Below are 19733 nucleotides of genomic sequence, written 5' to 3'. Positions count from 1 at the left end.
GCCCGGTTTAATAACCAATGTGTACCCTCCCAATTGATGGTGTGTACGACTAGTAAAAGAATGATAAGCAAGCAAACAATAGTTCAACATACAACCCATTTACCCATACTTTTACGTAAAGAAACTAGGGAGAAAAGTTCCACATTAGCGGCAAGGCAGACTACACTATTTTTTATTTTTTTGTGATAGCAGTGTGTGGTATAAACTTCCTTCAAATATTTCTAGATGTATGGTTTATCTTAACTATTTATTATTCAAAGGCAAAGCTACGCATTTGAAAATATTTTGCAAGTTTTTTGTTAAAATATGTTAAAATAGTTTGGACTTGTTACAAAAATCCAATTCAATAGGGCTTCCCATAAAAAGAATTGATAACAAATCAAATAAAATCAACGATAACTAGTGTCAATTCCGGTTTATAGTTCCTTCAAAAACCAAATTTGCCGGCCCTTCCAAATAAATATCGTTGAAAACACCCGCTGATGATTGGGAAAAGCGGATGGTTAAATCTCCTCCTTTAGCCTTAATAGGCGTCATGATATCTCCCATCATTTTTTTGTCGAAAGCCATGGCCAAAGCTACTGCTGTAACGCCCGTTCCACAGGCCAAGGTCTCATCCTCCACCCCACGCTCATAAGTACGCACAGCATAACCTTCGGCTAAAGGTTCTACAAAATTGACATTGATGCCTTCTTGAGCATACGCTGGCGCATAACGAATGGACTTCCCTTCTTGATATACTTCTAGCTGATCCAAATCATGAGCGACCTTAACATAATGGGGAGAACCCGTATTAAGGACAAAGGCATCTCCATCCCGGCTGATACTGTTTACATCGATCATCTTCAGGCTTACCCAATCACCCTGGGCATTTAACGTGGCTTCATGCACTCCATCTACGGCAAGGAAATTTGTTTTCTGTTCTACCAAACCTAGGTGCTTGGCAAATGCGACAATACATCTTCCTCCATTACCACACATACTGCCGATACGACCATCTGCATTGTAATAGACCATTTCAAAATCATAATCGGCATGTGTTTGCAGTAACATCAAGCCATCCGCTCCGATACCAAAGCGTCTATCGCATAATTCGGCAACTAAAGCTGTGTTCTGGGAATCAAAAAAATGCGTACGGTTATCAATTAAAATGAAATCATTTCCTGCGCCCTGATATTTGAAAAAATGCATGATGTTAAGATTGTTCTCTTTGCAAAGATAGCTTTTTAGCACCAAACATCTTTCCTTTCTTACTGTTGTATATATCTAAAAAGTCCACTACCATTCATATTGGATGTATGAGGGTTTTTAGAAAATACCCTCTAAAATTGCTTCACAACAAATGTTAACCTTTAACGACATAGGGATTTATTGTGCAAGGGCCGATCTTTATATCGACCCCTGGAAACCGGTTGATAAAGCCATCATTACCCATGCGCATGCAGATCACGCGCGTTTTGGCAGTAAGCAGTACCTTTGCCATACCGACAGTGTTCCCCTTTTAAAATTACGATTGGGCGAGAACACCTCTGTTCAAGGCCTCTCTTACGCAGAACCGTTAACAATCAATGGGGTGACCATTTCCCTTCATCCCGCTGGGCATATTATAGGATCCGCCCAAGTCAAATTAACGTATAAAGGAGAAACATGGGTTGTTTCTGGGGATTATAAATTGGAAAATGATGGGATTGCTATCCCTTTCGAGCCTATACGTTGCCAGCATTTTGTTACGGAATCTACGTTTGGTCTGCCGATATATCGATTCCCATCGGCATCCTTAGCTAAGCAAGACATTTTGCAATGGATCGACGAAAACCGCCAACGGCAGCTCAATTCGCTGCTCATCGGTTATTCCTTAGGTAAGGCACAACGCTTAATCGAGATCGCTTCCGAAGCAGGCTTACCCCTTTATGCCCATGGTGCTATTGCTAATATCCAGGCCAAGCTTATTCAAGCTGGGCATAATCTACATCCAGTTACTTACGCATCGGCCGAAGCTATCCGGGAACAAAAGGCGTCGTATATCGTTATTATGCCTCCCAGTGCACTGGGATCATCCTGGATCAAAAAGTTCGCTCCTTATGCGTTAGCCTATTGCAGTGGCTGGATGCAACTCCGCGGTGCAAGACGACGCAGAAATGTTAACCGAGGATTTGTATTATCCGATCATGCCGATTGGAACCAGCTTAACGAAGCGATTACCGCAACTGGAGCAGAGAATATTTACGTTACACATGGATACAAAGCTACCTACGCGAAATGGTTACGTGAAAATTATGCACTCAACGCAATGGAAGTAGATACGTTATATGAAGATGACCTATTATTAGAGGAGGAAAAGGATGAAGGCCTTGAATGAACTTTTCCAGCAAGTCGATCGCACCACCTCTACCAACGCTAAGGTTAATGCCTTAGTTGTTTATTTTAACCAGACAGCACCAGCAGATGCACTGTGGTGCATTTATTTGCTCATCGGAAAGTCGACAGGCCGCTTTATTAAAACCGCTTTGCTTCGTCAGGCGGCTATTGAACTGGCACAGCTCCCCACTTGGTTATTTGAGGAATCCTATCATGTGGTAGGCGATCTGGCCGAAACGATTGCGCTTTGTTTACCGCAACCTAGGACAGAAAAAGCCTATTCTTTAAGTCAAACAATGGCTTTTCTAGCCAGCTTCAGCGCCTTGACAGATGAAGAGGTGCTACACGCAATCAAAGAACGTTGGATGGAAACCCCTACCGAAGAACGATTTATATTTAATAAACTGATCACCGGAAATTTTAGAATGGGGGTATCTAAACAACTCGTCATTAAAGCACTCGCACAAACGTATGATAAAAGTGAAAATGAACTAGCGCATCGGCTAATGGGTAATTGGCATCCTACAACCATTCCCATACAACAATTGCTGATCGATGATCTCTTGCAAGAAAAAAGTTTTGAACCTTATCCCTTTTTTCTAGCGTATCCGTTAGAGAAAGCTCCTGAAAGTTTAGGGGATATAGCGGATTGGCTCATTGAACGTAAATTTGATGGCATTCGAGGCCAATTGATTGTTCGAAACGGCCATCTTTATATTTGGAGCCGCGGAGAAGATCTATTAACCGATAAATTTCCTGAATTCCATCCCTTAAAACAATTACTGCCGGATGGAACAGTTATCGATGGAGAGATCCTTCCTTATAAAGATGGACAGGTATTGTCCTTCGTCATCATGCAAACCCGAATAGGACGAAAACAATTGAACAAAAAAATTCTAGAGACCGCACCATTAGCAATGATCTGCTATGATTTGCTGGAATACGAGGGGAAAGATATCCGAAACGTACCGCTAATTGAAAGGAGGCATTTACTGGAAACGTTGTTGACGGAAAGATCCTTGGCCCATGTACCATTGATGATTTCACCACGCGTTGCCTGCCAAACATGGAATGATGTAGAAGAAGAAAAAAATAAAGCACATGATTACCGCTGTGAAGGGGTTATGCTTAAACGAAAAAATAGCATCTATGAAGCCGGACGAAGACGGGGGAATTGGTGGAAATGGAAAATAGATCCTTACACCATTGATGGTGTACTCATTTATGGTCAACGAGGGCATGGCAGAAGGGCTAATTTATATACGGATTATACGTTTGCTGTTTGGGATGGAGATGAACTGGTACCTTTTGCCAAAGCTTATTCTGGATTGACAGATAAGGAACTGTTGGAAGTCGATGCCTGGATTAAACGGCATACCTTAGATAAATTTGGGCCTGTACGTAGCGTTACCCCTACTTTAGTATTTGAATTGGCATTTGAAGGCATTAGTGCATCGCCAAGGCATAAATCTGGTATTGCCTTGCGTTTTCCCAGAATTGTTCGCTGGAGGCGTGATAAAGCAGCAAAGGAAGCCAATACGAAGGCAGATTTATTAGCGTTGCTTTAGTTTTAAGTAATACGTTTAAGGTATGAGGTGTAGGGTGTAGGGTGTAGGGCTATGGACGTACGAACAACGATTAACTAAATAAGGTATGAGGGATAAGGTGTATGGAGGGGCAACGCGCAACTGGCAACACACAACTCTAAAAACATGCTAGCGGAAAAATGGTTTAAACAAAAGCATTGGAAACCCCATCAATTCCAGCGGGAAACCTGGGCAGCCGTTATTGACGGTGAATCGGGCCTGTTAAATGCACCAACGGGATATGGAAAAACCTATGCCCTCTGGTTTGGGATAGTAGAACAGTTGGTAGCTTATCGTCAAAAACATCCTAAAAAGGCAAGCCATGGCGTTTTCTGCCTATGGATAACTCCTTTACGCTCCTTATCCCAAGAAATTGTATTGGCCCTAAACCGGGTAAATGAAGACCTCGATTTACAATTGGACATTGCTTTACGCACAGGGGATACCTCGCTTAAAGAGCGGAAAAGGCAACTGCTGGAGCATCCTGATGTACTCATTACTACACCCGAAAGTATTCACCTGATGCTGGCACAAAAGGGTGCATCCAACCGATTAAAACAAATCCAATTTATCGTTGTAGACGAATGGCACGAACTATTGGGAAGTAAACGCGGTGTACTTACCGAATTGGCTTTATCCCGATTAAAGCATCTTAATCCAAAACTCCAAATCTGGGGAATTTCTGCTACTATCGGTAATCTAGAGGAAGCGAAGCAAATCTTACTGGGGGGCCAGCATAATGGCCTTGTTATTCGAGCCAACCTACCTAAAAAAACACAAATTACAACGGTATTACCGGATGTATTAGAAAAATTCCCTTGGGGCGGCCATCTTGGGATTCATCTGGCCACCAAAGTATTGGATATCATTAATCAAAGTGGCACAACCTTAATTTTTACCAATACACGTTCACAAGCGGAAATATGGTACCAAGAGCTACTAAAACTGCAACCTGATTTGGCAGGTATCCTCGCTTTACACCACGGCTCTTTGAGTGAAGAAATCCGGCAATGGGTAGAAGAAGGTCTGCATAAGGGTACGTTAAAAGCGGTAGTCTGTACCAGCAGCCTCGACCTAGGCGTCGACTTTCGCCCGGTAGATACCGTTATTCAAGTGGGTTCGGCTAAGGGTATTGCCCGTTTTCTACAACGCGCAGGGCGCAGCGGACATCAGCCGGGAGCAACCAGCAACATTTGGTTTGTCCCAACCCATTCCTTAGAAATTATGGAGGGAGCTGCCTTACGCTATGCAGAACAGCATAAACTCATGGAAAACAGAATTCCCTACATTCGTTCCTTTGATGTGCTCATTCAATATCTGGTAACACTTGCTGTTGGCGATGGCTTTAAACCGCAGGAAATTTATCCTGAAATCCTGCAAACACACTGCTTTGCTTCCATCACACCGGCTGAATTCCGTCAATGTCTATTGTTAATTACCCAAGGGGGGAAAACGCTGGATGCTTATGATGAATTCCATAAAGTTATGGTGGAAGACGGGCTTTATAAGGTCGTAAGCCGAAAAATAGCCATGCAGCATCGGCTAAGCATCGGCGCCATTGTAAGCGACACCATGATGAGTGTGCATTATTTAAGTGGAAAATACATCGGCAGCATTGAAGAGTGGTTTATTTCTCGTTTGAAAACAGGCGATACGTTTTGGTTTGCAGGCAAAAACCTAGAATTATTGCGAGTAAAAGATTTACGGGCCATTGTTAAAATATCGACTAAAAAGAAGGGCTTGGTTCCCTCCTGGATGGGCGGACGCCTTCCCCTATCCACCCATTTGTCAATTGCTATCCGCCATATGCTGAATCAATGGCAGGATCAATCCCTTCCTCAGGAACCGGAGATGTTATTCTTAGCCCCACTGTTTCAAGAGCAAGAAAAACGAAGTGCACTACCTAATGGCAATAGGCTCGTTATCGAAAAAACGCAAACTAAAGAGGGCTTTCACCTCTTTTTTTATCCTTTTGAAGGAAAGTTTGTACACGAAGGAATGGCTGCATTAATTGCCCATCGCTTAGGAAAAACAAAGGCCTATACCTTTTCAGTAGCGTTAAATGATTATGGCTTTGAATTATTAAGCGATCAGGAAGTTTTTATTGAGGAAGCGATCGAGCAAGGCTTACTGACTACATACCAGCTTAGCCAAGATGTCCAACAAAGCGTCAATATGACCGAAATGGCTAGAAAAAGATTTCGCGATATTGCCGGTATTGCTGGACTGGTCTTTCAAGGTTATCCTGGACGAAAAATCAAAACCAAGCATTTGCAGGCTAATTCAGGACTTTTCTTCAAGGTATTTGAAGAATACGAACCAGATAATCTACTACTGAAGGAAGCTTATGACGAAGTGTTCGATTTTCAATTGGACTATGCACGGTTACAAGCTGCATTTAAGCGCATATCCACACAAGAAATTGTCATCAAACATACAACACGACTTACCCCTTTTGCTTTTCCTATATTTGCAGAGTCTTTCCGCGAACGCTTTAGCAATGAAGCGCTGGAAGATCGCTTAACTAAAATTATTGCACAATTAGAATGATGGATTACCTTCCTATTCAGCTGAATGGTATAACTGTTTATTTATTGGTAGAAAAATGTGTCTTTTTGCCTCATACCCATACCTTAGTCATTGCAGATGTTCACCTCGGAAAAGCGGCGCACTTTAGGAAATCAGGCATCATTATCCCTTCATCGGCAGGTACCCAACGTGATTATAAAACATTACATCACCTCATCGTAAAATACAATCCTAACCGAATTATTTTTTTGGGTGATCTGTTTCACAGCATTGCTAATGCATCATGGCAATACTTTCTGGAATTCGTGAACTGCTACCCATGGCTTAACCTTATACTCATTCTGGGCAATCACGACATCCTTTCTCCTACACACTATGATCAGGCAAATTTGTTAACGTATAAAGAAAGCTTAATAGAAGACAAGATGATCTTTTCTCATGCGCCACTGGACAATATTCCCTATGGAATGCTCAATATGGCCGGACATATCCATCCAGCGGCCAGTCTGAAGGGTTTAGGAAAACAGTCGCTTAAACTTCCTTGTTTTCACTTTCAATACCCTTATTTTTTGTTGCCTGCGTTTGGCAGTCTGACAGGTACCTTTCTATTACCTAAAGGCGACGGACAACAATTCGTGGTAACAGGAAAAGTGGTAAAAGAAATTTAAGAAAACAAAAGCATCCCCTCATTGGTTTGTAAAAACGTATAAATTATATACCAAACATTTACGTAACATTAAATTAAAACTTATGAAAGCAAAAATTTATGCCTTATTAACTGTACTAATGCTTGCGTTTACATTCAGCGCTCCCCCTGCACATGCAGCTTCTAAGAAACACCCAAAGAAAATAGAAGTTTCTGAAGAAGAAGCTGCCCGACAGATCAGTGAGATGAAAAACAGGGTAGAGGAAATTAAGGCGATGGATAAGTCTAAGTTAACCAAGGTTGAGCGAAAGGCCTTAAAGAAAGAACTAAGAGAAATGAATAAGCGTGCTCGCGCTCTTGGTAGTGGAGGGGTTTATCTATCCGTTGGTGCTATTATTATCATTATTTTAGTGTTGATTTTGATTTTATAATTCAAAGTAAAAAGCAGCAGGCTGTAAGCTATAGGCTATAAGCAGCACGTGCAAAGGCAGTAGCAGTCTAATAGCGAACAAAACAAGAAGTGCCGCTTGCTACTGCTATTGCAACTAAAAGGGCTGCTACTACTAAAAAAATCTTGATGCAAAACTCGTAACGCATAACGGGTAACGCACAACTCAAAAGGTGTCTTGATACTGCTAACAAATAACCTAAAACGTACACCCTATGCCCCATGCCTCTTAAAACTTATGCCAACCTTTGCTTATCTTAAAAAATTCGCTAAACTTGTGTTATAACAAGCTATTAAACTAGACGACCTTGCTTTTGCACTTATGTTCAAAATAGGGCGTGACAGATAATTAAACGAATCAGTCAACAAAATATTAAACGAGCACATCCCAACATGATACTAATTGTTGATGACAAGCAAGAGAACCTGATTTCTTTACAGAAGTTCTTAGAAGCTAATCATTTCAAGGTAGACACCGCATCTTCTGGCGAAGAAGCATTAAAAAAGGTTTTTAAAACCACCTACGCACTGATTATACTGGATGTGCAAATGCCAGGAATGGATGGTTTTGAAGTTGCTGAACTTATTTCCGGCTATAGTAAAGCGGTAGATACACCCATTATTTTCCTTTCAGCTGTAAATACAGAAAAACGCTTTATTACCAAAGGATATGAGACCGGGGGAATTGACTATCTTACTAAACCCTTTGATCCAGATATATTACTACTCAAAGTAAAGACCTTTTATCGTTTATCGGAGCAGGCCAAAGCGATGCATGAGATGCAAGAAAAGCTTAAACAGGAAATAGAACATCGCAAACAATTGGAAAATAAGAAAGATGAATTTATCAGTATCGCCAGCCATGAATTAAAAACACCTCTTACAAGCGTTAGGGGTTATTTACAATTGTTGGAACGCTTACCTGAAACGAAGAACAATGAGAAACTCACCAACTATTTGGCTAAAACAAGCGCACAATTAGACAAACTACGTGATCTGATCGATGATCTTTTAGATATTTCCAAAATTGAAAGCGGTAAAATGAAATTCAACTTTCAGTATATCTCCGTCGAAAAGCTCATCAACAATACTATTGAAAACATTAGTCAAATGCATCCAAGGCATGTGTTTAAACGAATAGGAAATCAAGATACATTAATTTATGGTGACGAAATGCGTTTGGAGCAAGTATTGATCAACTATCTGACGAATGCCATAAAATATGCCCCGAACTCTGAAGAAATCCACGTCGTTAGTGAAGTGCTTTCAGACAATAAAGTAAAAATTGGTGTACGGGATTTTGGCATTGGGATTCCGAAAGACAAGTTGGATCAACTATTTAATAAGTTTTATCGGGTCGAAGAATCGTCTTATAAATTTCAAGGCTTAGGTATGGGACTATATATCTGTAGGGAGATCATCGAACGCCATAAGGGAGTGTATGGCGTAGAAAGCGAAGTAAACAACGGTTCGTTCTTTTATTTTGAATTACCCATAAACAAGTAATCCTATTAGGGAGCCTATAGGCCTTTATGCACATTTCATCAACATTTATAAATGATACAAGCTTCATTCACCATTAAAAAAAACGAGTGTAACGCGTTCATTTATATCTTTGAAAGGTTATACATAAACAATTATGCAATTGAAACCTGCATAAATCACCATAAACAAAAGGCTATAAATAAGTTATGCAAACTTCATTACCATTAAAACCGCCAAAGGCAGCATGAATGCCTATAAAAAACAATTAAGTAATGAATAAACAAATTATGCAAATGAAAAACCGGTTTAATCTTATTCCGCTCAATTATAAACTGGCCCTTCTAGGCTTTGTGCCTTTAATGACTCTGCTATTTTTCTTTTATTTATTGGAAAAGGAAAAAGGTCAGCGAATTGAAGGAGCAAATAACTTCATTAACCGTATTAGTTTAGCCTTAACCACCGACAACTTGATTGAACAATTACAGCAAGAACGGCGATTGAGCTTAAGCAAGATCTTTAACAAAAACGATAATGGGGCCTTAGGTGTACAACAATCCAAAACAGATGAAGCCATACAGCAACTGAATTTTTATACCGATAGTGGGCTCAATGCCGATTATGCCGAATACACCTTTATTAATGAGTTACCCATCTGGCGCAGCAACCTGAATAATGGCAAGATGGGTTATGAAGAGATTTTTAATAATTATCAGAAAATAACGGAACGATTAGCTGCTTTTTCGGAGGTATCAACCGATTATACCAATATTACAAAAACATTAGGTACGCGTATTACCCTTCGCGAAATCCTTTCCAATATGGTCAATTATTTCGCCGTTTTACGGTTGAATATTTATTTCGTTTATGCCGATAGTTCACGAAATAAATTAGATCTTCCAAACTTCAACCTAAACTACGAACTTTTACAGTCCTATGTTAAAGAGTTGGAGAGTTTAGATAGAAGAAATCATGAACAACACCTCAAACGCTTAAAAGATAATCCTGCATTTAACCAAACCTTAACCTTCTATAAAACGGTATACGACAGCAAAACATTACCTGAGAAATTCAGCGCGGAAGAATGGTGGAACATTTCCGGTACGGCAGCAGACTTTCTAAAATCACAGTTAGCAATTACCATCCAAGAAATTAGTGCAAATGCTTCCGATGTTTACGGAAGCGAAATATACGATCGGAATTTTAGCAGAGGTGTATTACTCGTCTGCATCTTGCTCATTATCGGTTTACTCTATATGGTGCTTAAAAATATTGCCACACACCTATTTGAGTTGCAAGAAGTTGCTACTAAGCTAGCAATGGGACACACCAACATTGCCCTACCCACTTTTGCTAAGGATGATTTAGGCAAGGTAGCCATTGCCATCTATAAAATCGACAAAAGTTATCAAGAGCTTGCCACTGCAGCGAATGAAATCGGAAAAGAAAACTATGAATTTCCGATTAATCCCAAGGGGGATCACGATGTTTTGCGTCATGCGCTGTTGAATATGAAGAATTCACTAGAATCGCATTCACTCCAAGATAAAAAACAATTGTGGATCCAAAGCGGTGAAAACGTAATCAATAATCTGCTAATCGGCCGAAGTAACCTAAAAGAATTCAGCTTAGATGTGCTCACCGCTCTTGTTGAATACCTGGAGGGAGCACTAGGCACTTATTATATGCACGATGGAGGAAAAACATTTGAGTTATTCAGCAACGTGGGGGTGGCCGACCGCTCGCAATTACCGCAACGTATAACAACGGGAGAGACACTAGTTGGGAAAGCCGCTTCAGAAAAAAAGAGCATCTTATTGACCGATCTTCCGGAAGATTATTTAACGGTAAAGACAAGCTTAGGCATCAGTAGGCCTCAATGGGTGTTAATCATTCCATTACTTTATGAAAATGATGTTGAAGGCGTAATCGAAATTGCTTCGATAAAACCGATGCATGAGGCCGCACTCATTTTTGCCAATAGTATTTCGATTAACGTTGGTACCGCTATACACGCCATAAAAAGTCGGATTCGCCTGAAGGAATTACTGGAAGAAACCCAAGCACAAACAGAAGAACTTCAAGCGCAACAAAGTGAATTAGAAAATTTAAACGTTGAATTAGAAGCACAGGCAAATAAATTGCAGGCATCTGAAGAAGAGCTGCGGGTACAGCAAGAAGAATTATTAGAAGCCAACCAAGAGCTCGAAATAAAATCACAGGCACTGGAAGAGAAAAATCAAGTCATTTTAGAACGGAACTTGGAAATTCAGAAAAAAGCGGAAGACCTCGCGATCAGCACGAAGTATAAATCGGAATTTCTCGCTAACATGTCGCATGAACTCCGTACACCACTAAACTCCATTTTATTACTTTCCAGGCTTTTAAGTGAGAACAATGAAGGGAATTTACTGGAAGATCAAATCGAATATGCCAACGTCATACAGGCCTCCGGCAACGGCTTATTAACCTTGATTGACGAAATTCTCGATTTATCAAAAATTGAAGCCGGTAAGATGTCATTAACGTATGACGACATTGCAATAGAAAATATCACCAACGATTTGACGAATCTATTTGGCCCTATGGCTAAAGAAAAAGGCTTACAATTAAATATCGAAATAGATCAAGCCGCTCCTAAAAAGATTCAAACAGACAACCTCCGACTTCAACAAATTCTAAGAAATTTAATTTCCAATGCCCTTAAATTTACCGCGAAAGGTTCCGTAACGCTGAGTGTCCGGCCTACGAAAGAAAAAGATGGGTTTTTAGATTTTTCCGTGAAGGATACAGGCATCGGAATTCCCAAAGAAAAGCATCAATTGGTATTCGAAGCATTCCAACAAGCTGACGGTTCTACGCGTCGAAAATTTGGTGGTACCGGACTTGGTTTATCAATCAGCAAAGAATTAGCCAAGCTATTAGGCGGATCTCTACAGATTAATAGCGAGGTAAGCAAAGGAGCCGAATTCATTGCAACCATACCTATTGCTCAACCCGAGAAAAAAGAAGATGAGCAGGCGACAACAACGAACAGCCAACAATCTGCCAGTAGTCTGACAGGTTCAAGCACAAACATTCTGCCGGTAGTGGGAAAGGTGCAACAACAAATACTGCGCCCCATCCCATTCATCAGTGACACCATCCCAAATGAACTGGATGATGATCGCGATACCATTACCGACGGTGATAAATTGCTGCTCATTATAGAAGATGACACCAAATTTGCTCGTGCCCTAATGGATTTCTCCCATAAAAATGGCTACAAAGTCATTACAACGGTAAGAGGCGACCTTGGTATTGAATTGGCAGAAAAATATATACCACATGCCATTTTATTAGATATCGAACTTCCGGTAAAAAATGGTTGGCAGGTCATGGATGAAATCAAAAGTAATCCCACTACACGCCATATTCCCGTGCATATCATGTCGTCACATGAAGTCAAACGTGAGAGTATAACCAAGGGAGCTATCGATTTTATCCGAAAGCCAATGGCCTTAGAGCAAATGGCACAGATTTTTAGTCGTGTAGAGGTCGCTTTATCCGATGGCCCCCGGAAAGTATTGATTATCGAAGACAACCTGAAGCACGCCCAAGCACTGGCACATTATCTGGAAAGCTTTGCTGTAAAGACTGATATCAGTAAAGACATTCAATCGGGCATAAACCTATTAAAAAGTCATGAAGCCGACTGTGTAATCTTGGACATGGGTATCCCTGATGCCAAAGCGTATAAAACATTGGAAACCATTAAATCCGATGCGGGTATGGAAAATCTTCCGGTAATCATCTTTACAGGTAAACATCTCTCACCTGCCGAGGAAATAAAAATTAAGCAATATGCCGATTCCATTGTTGTAAAAACAGCCCATTCGTATGAGCGTATATTAGATGAAGTTGCCCTATTCTTACATATCGTAGAAGAGGCCAAAGAGCCATTGGCAAAAAAAGAAAAGCTACAGCTTAATAGTAGTTTAAATGAAATACTAAATGGAAAGACCGTATTGATTGCGGATGATGATATTCGAAATATATTCTCTTTAACGAAAGCGCTGGAACGCTATAAAATTAATGTAATGGCAGCAGACAATGGGCGAGAAGCCCTCTCCCTCTTACAAAACAATGCCACTAAAGTAGACATCGTACTAATGGACATGATGATGCCAGAAATGGATGGTTATGAAACCACATCGCGTATCCGGCAAGATAAACGGTTTAAAAACTTACCCATACTTGCAGTAACAGCGAAAGCCATGATGGGTGATCGGGAAAAATGTATTGCTGCAGGAGCTTCCGACTACATTTCAAAACCCGTCGATATTGACCAATTAATTTCTTTATTACGTGTATGGCTTTACCAGTAAATAACAATCATCTGTACAAAGTACTGATTATTGACGATGAACCGTTAAACATTTTGGCCCTTTGCGCTGTTTTAAAATCAAGAGGTTACCTGACCGTAACGGCAAACAGCGCGAAAGAAGGTATAGCGAAAATCTCGAATGATAATACCATTAAATTAGTGCTTATGGATATGATGATGCCCGATATCGATGGTTACGAGGCCACCAACTTAATTAAGAATAACGTACGTACCCGTGATCTTCCGATCATCGCTGTTACTGCCCAAGCTATGGCGCACGATAAAGAAAAGTGCCTAGCCGCCGGAGCAAACGATTATATATCCAAGCCTATTGACATTGATATCCTTATGAAACTCATCAATAAACATCTGCAATAGTATATGTGGCAAATTCCTGCAATTGAAGACGCTGAATTGGATTTACTCATTAATGATTTGCAAGAGATATACGGTTATGATTTCAGAGATTATAGCAAAGCTTCTTTAAAACGGCAGGTCAACCGATTATTCACTACCGATAAATTTCCAAGTTTTGCGGAGATGCGTTATCGACTTAAGGCTGACAAGACCTATCTGAAACGGTTCATCGAAAATATCACTGTCAATGTAACCGAGATGTTTCGCGATGCAGACTTTTTCCGCTATCTCCGCGATCATATTATCCCTACGTTGGGTACCTATCCGTTTATTAGAATTTGGGTAGCAGGTTGTTCAACTGGAGAGGAAGCCTATTCCATCGCCATTTTGATGAAGGAAGCCAATTTATTGCAAAAGACATTAATCTACGCAACCGACTTAAATCCTGCTGTTTTAGAACATGGCCGGCAAGGCATTTTTAACCTAAAGCGCATGAAGCTTTATTCGGAGAACTACATACAGGCGGGAGGTACCGAGGAATTTTCATCTTATTATACAGCGAATTATCATCATGCCAAATTAAACAGCGAATTCACCCAACGCATCATCTTCAGTCAACATAACTTAGTTTCTGATGGATCCTTCAATGAATTCCAGCTAATTAGCTGCCGCAATGTACTGATCTATTTCAATACTTCGCTGCAGAACAAAGTGTTCAACCTCTTTGATAGTAGTTTGGGCCGTTTAGGTTATCTAGCCTTAGGAACTAAAGAAACCATGCTCTTTTCGTCAATGGCTAATCGCTATAAACAAGTCAGACCTGATACTAAAATTTGGCGGAAACAAGTGGATAATCTTGACCGGAGAGATGACTTGTAAAAAGATAGATCAAGCTACGTATTAGGAATTTTTATTATGTTTGTGGCGCTCTCTTTGCAGCATAGTGGCCGAGTGCATCACAAACGAACGGAGAAAAATTCGTCGGACACTCCGCATAATGCTATTCGGTGTTTTAGGGCTTTTTATCAACGGTATTTACATGCTAAAACTAGAGGAAATTAAAAAACCAATCGATCAAGAACTGGATACTTTTGAATTAAAGTTCAAGGAGTCCATGCGTAGTTCCGTTCCTCTGCTTGATAGAATCACGCACTATATTGTGAAAAGGAAAGGCAAGCAAATGCGTCCGATGTTTGTTTTTTTCGCTGCCGGCACTTGTGGTGAAATCAATGAATCAACCCATAGAGGTGCAGCTTTGGTAGAGTTAGTCCATACCGCTACTTTAGTACACGATGATGTCGTAGATAATTCTTATCAACGACGGGGTTTTTTTTCCGTAAATGCCTTATGGAAGAATAAGATCGCCGTATTGGTGGGTGATTTTCTATTAAGTAAAGGCCTTTCCCTATCCGTAAAAAACCAAGACTTTGAATTTCTTCGTATTTTAAATGAAGCGGTTACCGAAATGAGTGAAGGAGAATTACTACAAATGGAAAAAGCCCGTAGATTGGATATCGATGAAGGCGTTTACTTTGAAGTCATTCGGCAAAAAACAGCTTCCTTAATTGCTTCCTGCTGTGCTTGCGGTGCCGCATCAACCCATGCTTCCGATGAAATTGTTAACCAGATGCATGCTTTTGGAGAAAAAGTAGGCATTGCTTTCCAGATTAAGGACGACCTCTTTGATTTTGGGTTTGATGATGTAGGTAAGCCTTTAGGGATCGATATTAAAGAGAAAAAATTAACCCTACCGCTGATTTATGCATTGAACAATACCGATCGGAAAACCAAACGTTACATCATCAACCTGGTAAAAAATCACAATGAAGACCAAAAGAAAGTCATGGAAGTTATCGATTTTGTGCGTGCCAGTGGTGGTTTAACCTATGCCCAGAAACAAATGTTAGCTTATCAGGAAGACGCCTTCCGTATCCTGCAAGCTTTTCCGGAAAGTCAATACAAAACAGGTTTAGAACAACTGGTCCGTTTTACAACAGAACGTAATAAGTGATACCATGGCAAATGAATGGCTATTTTTCTTTGGTTTTTTAGCTTTTATTGTGCTCATGTTAGCTATTGACCTTGGTCTCTTCAACAAAAAAGACCATGAAGTTTCCTTTAAGGAAGCTGCTATCATGAGTGGTATTTGGGTCGCCTTTGCCTTAGCCTTCTATGTTATCCTCCGTTTGTGGGGAGATAAACTTCATGACATTACCAATTTTGCCGAGCTACAGGAAATTACCAGAGAACATCTACACCAAATCAAACTGATACCCAACGATTTTGCAGCCAGTCTGGAAATCTATAAAAAGAATTTAGCCTTAGAGTATATTACCGGCTATGTCATCGAGTATGCCCTTTCTGTAGATAATATATTTGTCATGGTCCTTATCTTCAGCTCCTTTGGTGTACCAGCCAAATTTTACCATAGGGTATTGGTATGGGGTATTATAGGAGCTGTGATCATGCGTTTTCTTTTTATTTTCCTAGGAGCGTCCCTTATCAGTCGATTTGAATGGATACTTTATTTATTTGGTATTTTCCTGATATATACCGGAATAAGTATGTTCATTAACCGTAATAAAGAGGAAGCCATTGATCCAGAAAACCATAAAATTGTCCGATTTGCTTCCAAATATTTTGCGGTACATCCCACATTTGTAGGCCACAGCTTCTTTTATAAGGAAAATGGAAAAAAATTCATCACCCCTCTACTGTTGGTATTATTGGTTATCGAATTTACTGATCTGATTTTTGCGGTCGACTCCATTCCTGCCATCTTTGCGGTAACGAAAGATCCCTATTTGGTATTCTTTTCCAACATTTTTGCCATTCTGGGTTTGCGTTCGATGTTCTTTTTATTGGTTAACATCATTCATAAGTTCCATTACCTCAAAATTGGCTTATCGTTTTTATTACTGTTTATCGGCATCAAAATGTTAGCTCATCATTGGTTAGCAGCTATAGGCTTTACAACAGCTCATTCGCTATATATTATTGTTGGTATTTTAGCGGTAAGTATCATCGCTTCTTTGTTATTTCCGAAGAAAGCGGATTAATTCGTTGTTGATTTACGGTTGTTTGTTATTCGGTGTTGAGCCCATCCGACCACTGGTGAATTTTTAGTCCTTATCAGACCTTACACCTTATAGCCTACTATACCTCCTCACACCTTATACCTCTTAAAACTTAAAACTCATACCTTATAACTTAAAACTCAAAATACCTTATAACTTAAAACTCAAAATACCTTATAACTTAAAACTCAAAATACCTTATAACTTAAAACTCAAAAAAGCCATTCATCTACTGCTTTCTTCGCATTTAGGAAGCGCTCTTCGCCCAAACCACTGATCAATTGGTAGTCGGCATGAAGCGCAATTAACTCATTTTCCCAGACCTGAAGAAAGTGCCGCCGTTGCTCAGGTGCAGGGAAATCGCGCAGAGGGTCATCTTCCCAAGGCAAATCAATGTCCATCAATAAATAAAAATCATAATGATGCACCTGTAAGCGCTCGTTTACCTCGGTTGGTGTATCACCGAATAAATAGTCACACCATACCTTTACCGTCATAAAAGTAGTATCACAAAACAGGAGTCCATGTTGTGCTAAGGGTTCTAAGCTCCGTTCAAGTGCCAATTGTCCGTAATAGATATTTAACTCGTCTTGTACGGTATAATCCCGATGGAGATTACGGCAGTATTCACGGGAATATTCGGGCACGCAAATCGTACCATAGGCGCGCGCCAATCGTTCAGACACCCATGATTTACCTGTTGACTCAGGTCCTACAACCGCAATCTTTAGTAGTGATTTGTGATCCATGATTTTTTCCAGTCAAGATAACCACGCCAGGCAATAAATGCTAAAAAAACATATAATACGGCCGTAAGCATAAATCCTTTGTAGACAAAAAGGGGAATATACAGCAGGTCAACAACAACCCACATTAACCAGTTTTGCAACACCTTTCTAGTCATTAAAAATTGGGCAACAAAACTAATAGAGGCTAGCGTGCCATCGATATAAGCGACATCGGTATCTGTAAAATGGTGTAGAAATAATCCCAAAAGTATGGAAAAAACGATCACCAATCCTATCGCCAGTCCCATTTCCCTAGCGCGAAAACGAACTACCGGTTTTTGATGAGTCTGCTTTCGCTTCAGCCAATAGTACCAACCGTATATAGCCGTAAAAAGATAATACCCTTGTAAGCTCATTTCACCATAAAGTTTACCCTCATAAAAAAGAACTGCATAAGCCAATACGCTGAAAATACTGATCGGCCAATTCAGGATATGCTGCTTCGTAGCGAGATAAATGCACGCAAATGCAGTCACAACAGCAAACCACTCCAAAACGGAGGTTTGGATAATCTGCGAAAGGAGTTGTTGAAAGATATTCAATGTTTCTTAAACATTCAAACATAAAAAAATTTACGCTGTACTACAAATTAACCTTTAGAAGACCAAATCAACACATTAGAACAAAGTAGCGGCATTGAGATATCTCGACTAACTGCATTTCACTCGATATGACGTTTTTTGGTCTGTATTACGTATTATCTACTCGGTTTAAGCGTAACCGAATCGATTTTCTTACCATTCAGATCAAACATATCGATTTGCAATTGAGAAGCGTCAGCTTTTGCCTTCAAGATAGCAGCATTGGAGTTAACCAGTACCGGGAAATGGGTATTGGCATCCGCTTCTTTTTTAACATGCCGGTGCAAATGACCAGATAACATAATTTGAGCTCCAGCTTCATTCAATAAGGGCACAAATTTATCGGCAACGTCTTTATCTCCATGCCAGCCCCCAAAAGGAGGAATATGTCCGATAACTACTTTATACGGTGCATTTACATAATCCGGACTTTTTAGTGCTTCCTTTAACCAAGCGGCTTGTTGCGTTCGATATTCATCAAAATCAGCTATTCCCATATACTCAACGTCTGAATCCGGTTTATCCTCTCCAGTATCCAATACAACAAAGCAGACAGGCCCAACACGTAATAAATAATACAACTGCCCTGTTTCTGTCGGAAAATAACGGGGAAATTCGCTGGCAAATTGCCCCCGTGTCTCGTGATTTCCTCGAGCATAATACATCGGAATATGGTCGGCAAAAATGCTGTCGGCGGTATCCATAAAAGCACTGAAAATCTGTTCCTCATTCAGCGAGTTATTCTGCATATCACCATTAAAAAAAACCAAGTTGTTATGCTTCCAATTAACCTGATTGAGTAAGCCTTTGATCACCTCATTCCGTTGATGCATATCATTGATTACCGCAAAATGGACCTCTCTAGCTTGCTTATCATTTGTTGTAAATGCAGGCAATTTTGCCTGAAAAGCTTTTGCTGCAACAATATCACCGTATTTAACCACATAAGCTTCGTGGCTTGAAACTTCCTGCGCATATACACGATAGCGATAGCGCGTTGCAGGCCTCAAGCCACTAATACGCACATTATGTACGGTAGATTCCGTTTTTATACCGTTGGCAGCACCAAAATATTTTTGACGTTCCTGTGCATAAAAATGACTGCTATCATCTGGTGCCAATTCTACCCAACTAATGGCTTTTCTATTGGTTGTCCAAACAATATTGACACCCGTTTCACCCATTGCCTGTAAATAAGGACCATGGGTCATCTTAAAGGTTTCCTGACTAAAGGTTAAAACGGGCGCTAATCCAAGCACCAAAAAAAATAGGACATTTTTTTTCATTAGCATAATTCAGTTGTTATTTTACAGCGAAACGTTCATGAGTTGTTAATACACCTACCCTTTCTATTCTATTATCGAAGCAACAAAAAGAGAGGGGATTACCTTTATCTTATTTACTTTTTTATCTTTTTTCCGCAGGATAAACTAAAAAAGTCCTATCTTTGCACTCCGACAAAGCAGTCGGAATCATCTCATCTAAGATAAGGCTTCTCGCGCTGTTTTTCAATCG

General features: G+C 40.2%; 15 protein-coding genes. 11 read left to right on the top strand and 4 right to left on the bottom strand.

Annotated features, from left to right (window positions below):
- Positions 1-405: 405 nt before the first annotated feature.
- Entirely contained in the window at positions 406-1191 is a 786-nt protein-coding gene (gene dapF / locus ABD930_RS18555; RefSeq protein WP_345234064.1) for a diaminopimelate epimerase, read from the bottom strand.
- A gap of 151 nt (positions 1192-1342) precedes the next feature.
- Between dapF and ABD930_RS18550 the strand changes: the two genes are divergently transcribed.
- From ABD930_RS18550 to ABD930_RS18500, 11 genes are all read left to right on the top strand, one after another.
- A complete protein-coding gene (locus tag ABD930_RS18550) occupies positions 1343-2359 on the top strand; it encodes a ligase-associated DNA damage response exonuclease (RefSeq protein WP_345234063.1) in 1017 nt (338 codons plus the stop codon).
- Positions 2343-3926: an ATP-dependent DNA ligase gene (locus ABD930_RS18545; protein ID WP_345234062.1), complete on the top strand. Its 1584-nt coding sequence runs from the start codon at positions 2343-2345 to the stop codon at positions 3924-3926. The genes ABD930_RS18550 and ABD930_RS18545 overlap by 17 nt, the downstream gene beginning before the upstream one ends.
- A 144-nt stretch (positions 3927-4070) precedes the next feature.
- Entirely contained in the window at positions 4071-6494 is a 2424-nt protein-coding gene (locus ABD930_RS18540; protein WP_345234060.1) for a ligase-associated DNA damage response DEXH box helicase, read from the top strand.
- A complete protein-coding gene (gene pdeM / locus ABD930_RS18535; RefSeq protein WP_345234058.1) occupies positions 6491-7141 on the top strand; it encodes a ligase-associated DNA damage response endonuclease PdeM in 651 nt (216 codons plus the stop codon). Before ABD930_RS18540 ends, pdeM begins: the two co-directional genes overlap by 4 nt.
- Before the next feature lie 82 nt (positions 7142-7223).
- Positions 7224-7550 carry a hypothetical protein gene (locus tag ABD930_RS18530; RefSeq protein ID WP_345234056.1) on the top strand — a complete coding sequence of 109 codons (327 nt, stop codon included), beginning with the start codon at positions 7224-7226 and terminating at the stop codon, positions 7548-7550.
- 410 nt (positions 7551-7960) lie between these two features.
- Positions 7961-9073: a hybrid sensor histidine kinase/response regulator gene (locus ABD930_RS18525; RefSeq protein ID WP_345234054.1), complete on the top strand. Its 1113-nt coding sequence runs from the start codon at positions 7961-7963 to the stop codon at positions 9071-9073.
- A gap of 251 nt (positions 9074-9324) precedes the next feature.
- On the top strand, positions 9325-13416 hold the full coding sequence (locus tag ABD930_RS18520) for a response regulator (RefSeq protein WP_345234052.1): 4092 nt from the start codon (positions 9325-9327) through the stop codon (positions 13414-13416).
- Entirely contained in the window at positions 13401-13793 is a 393-nt protein-coding gene (locus ABD930_RS18515) for a response regulator (RefSeq protein ID WP_345234050.1), read from the top strand. The genes ABD930_RS18520 and ABD930_RS18515 overlap by 16 nt, the downstream gene beginning before the upstream one ends.
- Before the next feature lie 3 nt (positions 13794-13796).
- Positions 13797-14651 (top strand): CheR family methyltransferase, encoded by an 855-nt coding sequence (locus ABD930_RS18510; RefSeq protein WP_345234048.1) that lies wholly within the window; start codon positions 13797-13799, stop codon positions 14649-14651.
- 160 nt (positions 14652-14811) lie between these two features.
- Positions 14812-15783: a polyprenyl synthetase family protein gene (locus ABD930_RS18505; RefSeq protein ID WP_345234046.1), complete on the top strand. Its 972-nt coding sequence runs from the start codon at positions 14812-14814 to the stop codon at positions 15781-15783.
- A 4-nt stretch (positions 15784-15787) separates the two neighbouring features.
- Positions 15788-16831: a TerC family protein gene (locus ABD930_RS18500; RefSeq protein WP_345234044.1), complete on the top strand. Its 1044-nt coding sequence runs from the start codon at positions 15788-15790 to the stop codon at positions 16829-16831.
- 230 nt (positions 16832-17061) lie between these two features.
- Here the strand turns inward: ABD930_RS18500 and ABD930_RS18495 are convergent, their stop codons facing one another.
- The 3 genes from ABD930_RS18495 to ABD930_RS18485 all read right to left on the bottom strand — a co-directional run bounded on the left by ABD930_RS18495 (position 17062) and on the right by ABD930_RS18485 (position 19510).
- A complete protein-coding gene (locus ABD930_RS18495; protein ID WP_345234042.1) occupies positions 17062-17598 on the bottom strand; it encodes an AAA family ATPase in 537 nt (178 codons plus the stop codon).
- Positions 17577-18179 carry a nicotinamide riboside transporter PnuC gene (gene pnuC / locus ABD930_RS18490; RefSeq protein WP_345234040.1) on the bottom strand — a complete coding sequence of 201 codons (603 nt, stop codon included), beginning with the start codon at positions 18177-18179 and terminating at the stop codon, positions 17577-17579. Before pnuC ends, ABD930_RS18495 begins: the two co-directional genes overlap by 22 nt.
- Positions 18180-18334: 155 nt before the next feature.
- Positions 18335-19510, bottom strand: coding sequence for a purple acid phosphatase family protein (locus ABD930_RS18485; RefSeq protein WP_345234037.1), 1176 nt, complete (start codon positions 19508-19510; stop codon positions 18335-18337).
- Positions 19511-19733: the final 223 nt, after the last annotated feature.

Origin of the sequence: Olivibacter ginsenosidimutans, assembly GCF_039542865.1 — a bacterium.
Lineage (GTDB): Bacteria > Bacteroidota > Bacteroidia > Sphingobacteriales > Sphingobacteriaceae > Olivibacter > Olivibacter ginsenosidimutans.
This window is presented reverse-complemented; position numbering and strand designations above follow the sequence as displayed.